This window comes from Kluyvera sp. Awk 3, assembly GCF_028069715.1.
In the GTDB taxonomy this organism is placed as follows: Bacteria; Pseudomonadota; Gammaproteobacteria; order Enterobacterales; family Enterobacteriaceae; genus Kluyvera; species Kluyvera georgiana_A.
The window spans coordinates 1-8,353 of sequence record NZ_JANEWH010000174.1; the positions used below are offsets into that span (position 1 = coordinate 1).

The following is an 8,353-nucleotide window of genomic DNA, read 5'->3' on the forward strand; positions in this document are numbered from 1 at the left end:
TAGTTATGTTGTACGTCTATTTAATAAGGAATGAGTTGGGATTAATCTTATTTGTTTTGCGCTGTAGGGAATGTTTTTAAAGCTCTGGTTAGGGTTAGAATATAGCTGGTGGTAATGTTGACACATAATCATCAGAGCATGACAACTTAGAAAAAGGATGAGCAGGATAATCGGTTTTTGAACGCGGTATAATGATCTATCGCGCTCCGCAAGTATTATATTATCACGTATCTTGCTCTTTTCTGATATCCACTTATATGATCACCGCTTCGTTCAGGCGGTGGGTTAGGGTGTTGAGTTGGTCCAGACGTTTTACGATGGTTTTATCGTCGTACTGATACATTCCGGCGAAGGCAATCGCGGCGCGATCGGCCCCAATAGTACGAGCCATTGAGATCTCGCCGTCGTCGTGACACCAGAGCACATGCTCTTGTTTACGTTTTTGCGTGATATGTGGGTAGAGGCGCTGCCATTGCTCTGTCGTAAAACGTTGGCGCAAAGCATCATCATCTTCCACTGCTAGTAGAGCCATGCCTATTACTGATTCCCATACGGGCCGCGTTTCAAATCCCGCTAGTGCCTGACTGACCCGCGAACCGGGTTCGTGACCTGCCCCCAGAATTAGATACAACTATCAGTTAGTAATGTCGGTTGGTTTTTCTTCATATTCTTGCGTGCGCCCCAGCGTTCATGGCGGGCATAAGCCATGCGCAGCAGGTCTGTGATGTCGTCTGACGAGCGGTTCGGGGAGTGATGAGGCGCGCGGGGCCGATCGTGAAGACCGGAAACGCCTTCCAGAGCCCAGCGGTGAAGGCACTTATAGCTGATGGCGGGAGATACGCCGTAAAGACGGCAAAGCGCACGGATGTTCGCCCCGTGTTGCGAGGCGAACAGAACAAACTCAGAACGTAATGACATGGTATCTCTCTCATCCCAGGGCATAAGTGACTCCATAAGCGGGTTCTTATGCCTTAGTTGTAAGTGTCTACCATGTCCCCGGACTGTACAAACGATTAGGGGATAACCTTTACGATTATCCGCTGATAGCGCGTTAAACGCGGCATGCCGTGATCGGTGACTGCCAGAATAATGTGCATCGTACCGGTCCCCGGGGGCATTACGCGGGCGTCGGTGACATCAAACCAGGCCTGAGGTTGATCGGCATTTTTAATGTCGAGCATCACTCCGCTGGCCGCATTGGACAGCACTCGGGTTCCCGCCTCCGCGTAGGCGAACCATTCGTAGGAGAGTGCGTCGCCATCGGGATCGGTTGAGCCCACGGCGCTAAGGTGAACACGCTCGCCTTTTTTCACCGTCAGCTCCGCCGGATGAGCCAGTTTAGGCACTGGCGGATGATTAGCCTCGTTATAGGGTTTGACGGTCCAGTCCATGCGGGCGGCAAAGTCATTTTGATAGGCGGAACGCCAGCGCCAGATCGTGGCGTGGTTGCTGGTGTGCCAGCGGTTATCAAGCCCTAAAACTTCATCCTGGGCGTTGGTCCAGATAGGGCGCGTCTCTTCGGTGAGGAACCAGCGCTCTTTGCGCGGCGTGTAGAGTTCATAACGACCACCCCATCCGCCCCAGTCCGGATGTTCGGGACGGGATAAACCGTTATTAATTAAGTTCATCCATGCGGGAGTATCGCCCTCCATCATAAATTTCCAGCGGGGATATTCTGCGCCCAGCGGGCCTTTGCTGCGGACGTTTTTATCCAGCCATTCGTTGGTCACCAACTGGTAATCGGGGCCGGTAAAGCGGCCATGGAAATAATCACCGCCAATGCCAATCCAGGTGGCGTGATGGAAGCCGCCGCCGGCATTCTGGCCCGGTGAGACGATGTAAAACAGTGAAGGAAACGTTTTGCGTATCCACGGGCCGCTGTTGTCCTGATCGGAGATGGCATAGACGCGCAGTTTAGCGACGAATTTCGCCAGTTGTTCCGGGGTACGTGTGTGGCTTACCTTCCACAGCGCCTGCGCCAGCACGTTCGGCACTCCCCAGATGGAGACCCACAGCGGGCGCTCATCCTGGCGATCGACGGCCTCGATCAGCCGCTCAGAACCGCTGGAGTCTTTGCCTTCACCCACGGCGGCCATATCGTGAACTGGCAGACCCTGCGCGATGGTATTGAGCAGCGTTTGAGCGGCCGGGAAGCCCGGCTCGTGAAGTTCAAGGTTGTCGCGTACCTGGCCATAACCCTTAACGATATTGACGATACGCTCAGGCTCGACCTGGTCTTTATTTTTTCCCGTCGAGGTGGCGACCAACCCTTCGATATCTATCTGGTTGGCGTAGGTCATCAAACGCACCATCGACATCTGATCGTCCGGGTCATCGCCGATATCGGTCAGGACAAACAGGCGCGGTTTTACATGCGCGGTAGTTTGGCCCGCATCAGGTTCTTCTGCGATAGCGGACAGCGGATAAAACAGGCCGCTTCCGGCGAGACACAGCCCTGTCTGGAAGGCGATAGCATAAACGGTCTTTTTATATTCAAGCGGAAGTTTCATAGGGTGAAGTTCCATTTGTAGAGGTAAAAGGCAACGTTCAGATACCTATTTTTTCGGGCTAAGGAGGCGCTCAGTGCGAGCCGCAAAGTCGGCCAGGTAACTGGCGCGCCACTGGTTGATGGTTTTAATCCCCTGCTGGGGGCCAAATGGCGGTACTTCCTCGCTCAAAGCCGGATCGGGGTTGTCTGTCCACCAGTTAGGGTAGCGGCTGGAGGGGGTTGCAGAAGTGAGGGCTGCAGGGGGAACCGATTTGAAGCTGCCGCCTTTGTTATTGTTCAATGCGGGCCAGTTGGACTCAATCGTGTAGGTCCAGACCTGCGATGCTTTCGGCACAAAACGGAAATGCCACACGCCGTCGGCATCGGCAAAGCCGGGAAAGCGATCGGTTACCGTTGCGGAAGCGGGAACCACCAGGTTGGCGGTAGTGCCAGCCGGAGCAATGCCTTCAGGACGCACAATCAGCTCGACCATGCCATAGGTTTCAACCACATCCGCAGATGTCGGCGCTCCGTTAAAGGTATAGGCGGGACGATCCCAGGCGCGGACAAAGCGACCGCCGCCTTTACTCTCCTGCGTAGGATCTTCCGGATTCGGTCCTAACACCCAGGCCACGGCAGGCGTATCGCCCATCTTGAGCTGGCCTGCGCCGTAGGCATTAAAAAAGTCTCCCAGCGCGCCATGCCCTTTAATATGTCTGGCGACAAAGGTGGCGCCATCCAGGTCGCCCGTCTGGTCGCCGCCGGTGAACCAGCCGCGGTAAGTCGAGTTGTTTTCAATAATGTGCAGGTCAGGATGATGGCGGAAAATGTAGTTATAGGCCGCGGTGGACCATTTTTTATTTGGCCCACCGATATAGTAGACGCGGATTTTTGGCTTGATGGTGGGATCGTCGTGCAGCGCTTGTGCCAGATCGTCAATGCCGCCCCATACCAGGATCCACAGCGGGCGAGGGTCAGAGCGCTTTGCCGCCTCGATAATCAGTTTTGATCCCTCGGTAGGCTGGCTATAGCCTTCTGGCGGCGCGGAGTCCATCCCGCCCTGGCGGGTTATCCCGCGCAGATAATCCGGCGAAGGGTAATCGCGGGACCAGGTTTTCAGCGTGGGGTAATCCATCGCATAATGGTCGATGGTTTTTAAAATTTCATTGGCGCGATCGCGTACCGGCCCCCAGGGGGATGAAATGAGTCCCTCAAGCTGCATCGCGTCGGCAAAGAGCAGCAGATGCACCAGCGACTGATAATCATCAAAGTCGGTACCACCAATATCGGTGCTGACAATAACGCGGGGTTTGGACGCTGAATGCAATGCCGGTTCGCCGGATGTGGGTGGGTGAGCATAAGCGAAATGCGTTAACGACAGCGCCAGCGTTAATAAAATGACTTTTCCTTTTGCCTTTAATTTCACAGCAGCCATAAGTTCTCCAGGGTCTTTTTCATTTTTTGTCGGTAAACACGTATTCCAGCGGCGTGAGGAATCATGGCACATATCTGGTGCAAATCCGTTTTATGATTTTTCTAAATTGGTTTATTCAGCTTTAAAAACAATAAATTAATTTATGAAATGCTTTTTCATTGTGCCTTGCCGCTGTGCTATCTTGATAATTCTTCCCGCTCAGGAATAACGCCATGACGACGCGAAAACAGGAGCTGTTCCGTATAGCGCTGATGCTGAAAGCGAAAGGGCGTTACGGTCGCAGCATTATTGAAGGCATTTGCGAGTACATGAAGTCGACGCGTCTGCAGTGGGATTTCCTGCTGGAGGAAGATTTTCGCTCTTCGCCCGCCAGCCTGCTGGAATGGCAGGGCGATGGCATCATCGCCGACTTTGACGATCCCACGTTAACGTCACTGCTGGCGGAGGTGACTATGCCGGTCGTCGGGATTGGCGGCACCTATCAACTGAACAACCCGGCACTTCGTTCGCTACCGTATGTCGCTTCGGATAATGCAGCGCTGGTGGAGCTAGCCTATCAGCATCTTATCGATATGGGCCTGCCGCGATTTGCCTGCTATTCCATTGAGCCGACGATCATGAACCCGTGGGCAGTAGAGCGCGCGCAGGCATTTCGTCAGCTCGTCGAAGCGGATGGCTATCGGGCGGAGATTTATGAAGGCGTGCCAACCCATGCCCTGGTCTGGCAAAACATACTGGAGAACCTGCGTGACTGGCTGCACACGCTGGAAAAACCGGTGGGCATTATCGCCGTGACGGACTCCCGCGCCCGGCAGGTATTGCAGGCCTGTTCGCTGGCCGGCTATGCGGTACCGGAAGAGGTGGCCATTATTGGTATTGACGACGACCCCTTGCTACGCGGCCTTAGCCGCATTCCGTTGAGTTCGGTGGCTCAGGGCACGCATCAGATGGGGCGCGCCGCCGCGGAGCTGCTGCATCTTCAACTGATGGGCATCTCGCCGCGCGAGAAACACGTGGTGGTGCCTCCGCAAGGGGTAAATGAGCAAGCTTCAAGCTTGCACAGTGCGCTGATGAATACCTGGGTGATGCGTGCCCGCCACTATATCCGCCAGTTCGGTGCGCAGGGGATAAAGGCCGCCCAGGTGGCTGAACATGTTGGCTGTTCCCGCGCCACGCTGGATATGCATTTCATGCGGACGTTAGGGAAAACACTGCACGATGAGCTGCTCAGTTTCCGGCTTACGTACTCCCGCAGGCTATTAACTGAGACGACCTTAAGCTATGCCGACGTCGCGTTACAGAGTGGGTTTACTTCGCTTCAATATATGTACTCCGTCTACCGCCGCGAACTGGGCTGCACGCCGGTTGAATATCGTAAAAAGGCCGTGGAAGCCGGCTATGAACCCTCAGCCGTGTGGTTATTGAGCGATGTGGCGAAGTAATATATCGTTTCGCGAGTGTGGTGACCTATAAATATATCTACCAGATTATTCTGCTAATACAGCGGGTTGCGGTTTTAAAACCGCCCACTATTATTGGGAGTTGGCAGTAAATATTCAGGAAACATATCCTTTTGTCGATCGACAAAAATAACAAAGAGTGACTAAGAGGGGCGACAGTGCGTCATTTATATTCTGGGGTGGTAGTTGGATTCGCGTTACTGGCATCAGCGTGTGCGCCGGGGCCGGTGGGCACAAAACGTTATGAGCCGTATACCGGGCAAGATGCTGCGGTGGTTTACACTCAGCTCAACGAGCGGCACCAGGGACTGATTTATTTCCAGCGCTTTGCGAAGGAAGGCGATTGCTACAAAGATCAGGAGCTGATTTATATCAGCAATAATCTTATGGAAGGCAAGGTGAACCGTTTTTATGAAAGCCGCATTCGCCCCAATACCCACTGGTCGCTGTACGTGATGAACAATTCCAGCGGCCATCAAATCACCACGCAAACCGCGTTTATTCCTGAAGCGGGCAAACATTATGTTGCTATACCCTATCAGGGCGTCGTGGAAGTTCCGCAGGATCTGAAGCTGTCCGGGAGCGATGATCTGGATAAAATTTATGCACAATACAAAGATAAACCCGCACAGACCTGGAATGTGCGTAATGGGGTTTGTAAGTTCTGGTTTGCGAAAATGATGGGTGCATAAGTTAGCTTCGTACACGGGGGATAGGGCGGATTACGCACTAAAAGTATGAATTTTCCAACGGCAACGTCCTACCCTGAGTGCAAACATACGAGGTTATCATTATGAAAGATATTGTTGATAAGTGCAGTACTAAAGGGTGTGCGATCGATATTGGCACAATTATTGAGAACGACGATTTTACCTCTCTGATCGAGCGCATTTTTCCGACGGAAAATGCAGCAGAGCTAGCGATCGCGGAAATCAAGAAACTGGCTTCTGCTGCCGCATTCGATGAAGATGCTGAAGTTGTGTATCAGATCCAGAACGTCGGCAACGAGGCGAAGCTGGACGCGTCCGTGACGTTTTCTTGCCAGGCGGAAAAGATCATTTTTGAATTATCATTAAGATCGGCATTCTGAGAGTAAACGCGCCTGCCACGATGACCGTGGCGGACATGTTGTTGTTTTGTCAGCATCTCTGCATTTTAGGGGCTCTACTTCTTGTACATGATTAATTTCGTCGTCAGAATCTGTATGGATGCTGGCTGCGTTAACGTGTCAACGTTATTTCCTCAGATTCTGCCAGCAACGTCTCCATCCCCCTGAAAACCAGCGTTAGCTGGTTAAACATTTCCATCAATTCGTCATTAAAGACAGTCGTACCGTGAAGACCGCCAAAAAAATCGGGTTTCAGTGAATCTTTGCTAATGAAAGCTCCACCTTGTACGGTATTTTCAAGGAAAATGTGTTTACCCACAACCGTTGCCATTGCGCTGAATAGCTGCACTTCGTCCCTGATCCTACTATCTGTAAATTCGTAAACATCAGCATTCAGGGTGGCGCCGGCTAATTCAAGAACCACATTTTTCATTTTGAGATCTAATGGAAGAAATGAAAAACAGCTACGCCCCTTAACATCCGACAGGCATATATCGAGCTCCCTAACATGGGGCTTCTTGTCCTTAATATATCTTGCTAGCTCCTTTACATTAGCCATTGTCACAGGCGGACTACTCCGCTTTGCTTGCTCCTTCCAGCTTTGCAACATTATTGCGGTATAGTGTTTTGGGTTGTCATCGACCATGGTATGGCATCCCCTACAAAGACAAATACCATTCTCTGGTGATTTCAGTTCCTCCGGTGTGGAATGCGTTTCATCAAATCTGGGCCCTCCAGCACTGGCGGGATAAATGTGGCAGACTTGCCCGAGAGGAACCGTTTCATTTGTTGCCTCATCATAGAACGTTAATTTTTTTCGGCAAGTTGGGTTTGCGCAATACAGACCACATTCCAGAAATATTTTGAGTTTTGTTTGAGTACTGAATTTATTTTTCGGGGCCATTGCTATGTTTTTTCCAGATGCCAAAGAATTAAATCGTCAGTTTGATATCAACACAAAAATGACTAGCTTAACAGATGTTTATTGAAATTTTTTCGCGGTCGGCGATTGATGTTGTGGCCTGTCCAGGAAGTCTGGGAGTGGATTACGCAGAGAATAAAGGTAATGTCGTTGGCTGGGTAAGTAGAGGACACAAAAAGCCCACAGGACTTGCGTCGTGTGGGCTCTCTGGACCTCATCGGATCATTAGAGGCTGGCAGTGCGATTAGTGCGGGAGTCGGTTAATTTTGTTGGTTTTTTTTTATTTTTTGCTTAGAAGGGAAGGTACAAAAAGGGGGGGGGATAGTGTTGATATGGAAAGACGTATTTATCTGTCAGATTTTTATAGTTATTGTTTGGGGCAAGATTGTGTGTTGGCTGATGCTTTCATGACAAGTCGAAGGCTTGTCGTTTGCTACTGGAAAATAACAGGATCGTTTCATCCTGGGCAGTATCAGAAAGCTTGTCTTCTTCGCTTTTGTACATAAAAACCTCTCTCATGGTAATCTGCTCCGTGGCGGATAAACGAATCCATGCTGGATTGCCCGGTGACTGATTGCATCCTGACAGGTTGTGACCGACGTTTACTCGTATTTCCGGCTTTTTTCTGAGTAAATGACCTCAGCGTTTTCATTAAGCATCTCCCTTAGTAGACGGAAGTTTATATATTTCGTCAGGCAAAGGCCAGACCCCTCACTCTATAAAGGTGACTAAATCACTAAAATCAGAAAAATATACTACTTACATTCATTCCATTTCCAGACCGGTCTTAAAATATGTAGGGGAGTTTTTATTTTCCCGAACAACGAACAGATATAGGTGATTTATGTTGAGATTCAGAGCATTTTCTAACAGGGTATTTTTGTTGAGATGGAGTCACAACGGCCATGATGAAATGCAGGGGCTTTTGCCTGGTTTTTAT

General features: G+C 50.9%; 7 protein-coding genes and 1 pseudogene. 3 read left to right on the forward strand and 5 right to left on the reverse strand.

Going from position 1 to position 8,353, the window contains the following annotated elements:
• Positions 1 to 253: 253 nt before the first annotated feature.
• From NNN71_RS22300 to NNN71_RS22315, 4 genes and pseudogenes are all read right to left on the reverse strand, one after another.
• Entirely contained in the window at positions 254 to 532 is a 279-nt protein-coding gene (locus NNN71_RS22300; protein WP_267453884.1) for a hypothetical protein, read from the reverse strand.
• Between the two features lie 137 nt (positions 533 to 669).
• Positions 670 to 942, reverse strand: a pseudogene (locus NNN71_RS22305) (helix-turn-helix domain-containing protein); the annotation flags it as partial.
• Positions 943 to 1,013: 71 nt separating this feature from the next.
• Positions 1,014 to 2,510: a nucleoside hydrolase-like domain-containing protein gene (locus NNN71_RS22310; RefSeq protein ID WP_271459365.1), complete on the reverse strand. Its 1,497-nt coding sequence runs from the start codon at positions 2,508 to 2,510 to the stop codon at positions 1,014 to 1,016.
• A 45-nt stretch (positions 2,511 to 2,555) separates the two neighbouring features.
• Positions 2,556 to 3,923: a nucleoside hydrolase-like domain-containing protein gene (locus NNN71_RS22315; protein WP_267453882.1), complete on the reverse strand. Its 1,368-nt coding sequence runs from the start codon at positions 3,921 to 3,923 to the stop codon at positions 2,556 to 2,558.
• 212 nt (positions 3,924 to 4,135) lie between these two features.
• On the opposite strand from NNN71_RS22315, the gene NNN71_RS22320 reads away from it, so the two are divergent.
• From NNN71_RS22320 to NNN71_RS22330, 3 genes are all read left to right on the forward strand, one after another.
• Positions 4,136 to 5,365: a XylR family transcriptional regulator gene (locus NNN71_RS22320; RefSeq protein WP_267453881.1), complete on the forward strand. Its 1,230-nt coding sequence runs from the start codon at positions 4,136 to 4,138 to the stop codon at positions 5,363 to 5,365.
• A gap of 245 nt (positions 5,366 to 5,610) precedes the next feature.
• Positions 5,611 to 6,075, forward strand: a complete 465-nt coding sequence (locus NNN71_RS22325) for a hypothetical protein (RefSeq protein ID WP_271459366.1) — start codon at positions 5,611 to 5,613, stop codon at positions 6,073 to 6,075.
• A 101-nt stretch (positions 6,076 to 6,176) separates the two neighbouring features.
• On the forward strand, positions 6,177 to 6,473 hold the full coding sequence (locus NNN71_RS22330) for a DUF406 domain-containing protein (protein WP_267453879.1): 297 nt from the start codon (positions 6,177 to 6,179) through the stop codon (positions 6,471 to 6,473).
• Positions 6,474 to 6,603: 130 nt separating this feature from the next.
• Here the strand turns inward: NNN71_RS22330 and NNN71_RS22335 are convergent, their stop codons facing one another.
• The gene (locus tag NNN71_RS22335; protein ID WP_267453878.1) at positions 6,604 to 7,395 is read right to left on the reverse strand and encodes an HNH endonuclease signature motif containing protein; all 792 of its coding nucleotides are present in this window, start codon (positions 7,393 to 7,395) and stop codon (positions 6,604 to 6,606) included.
• Positions 7,396 to 8,353: the final 958 nt, after the last annotated feature.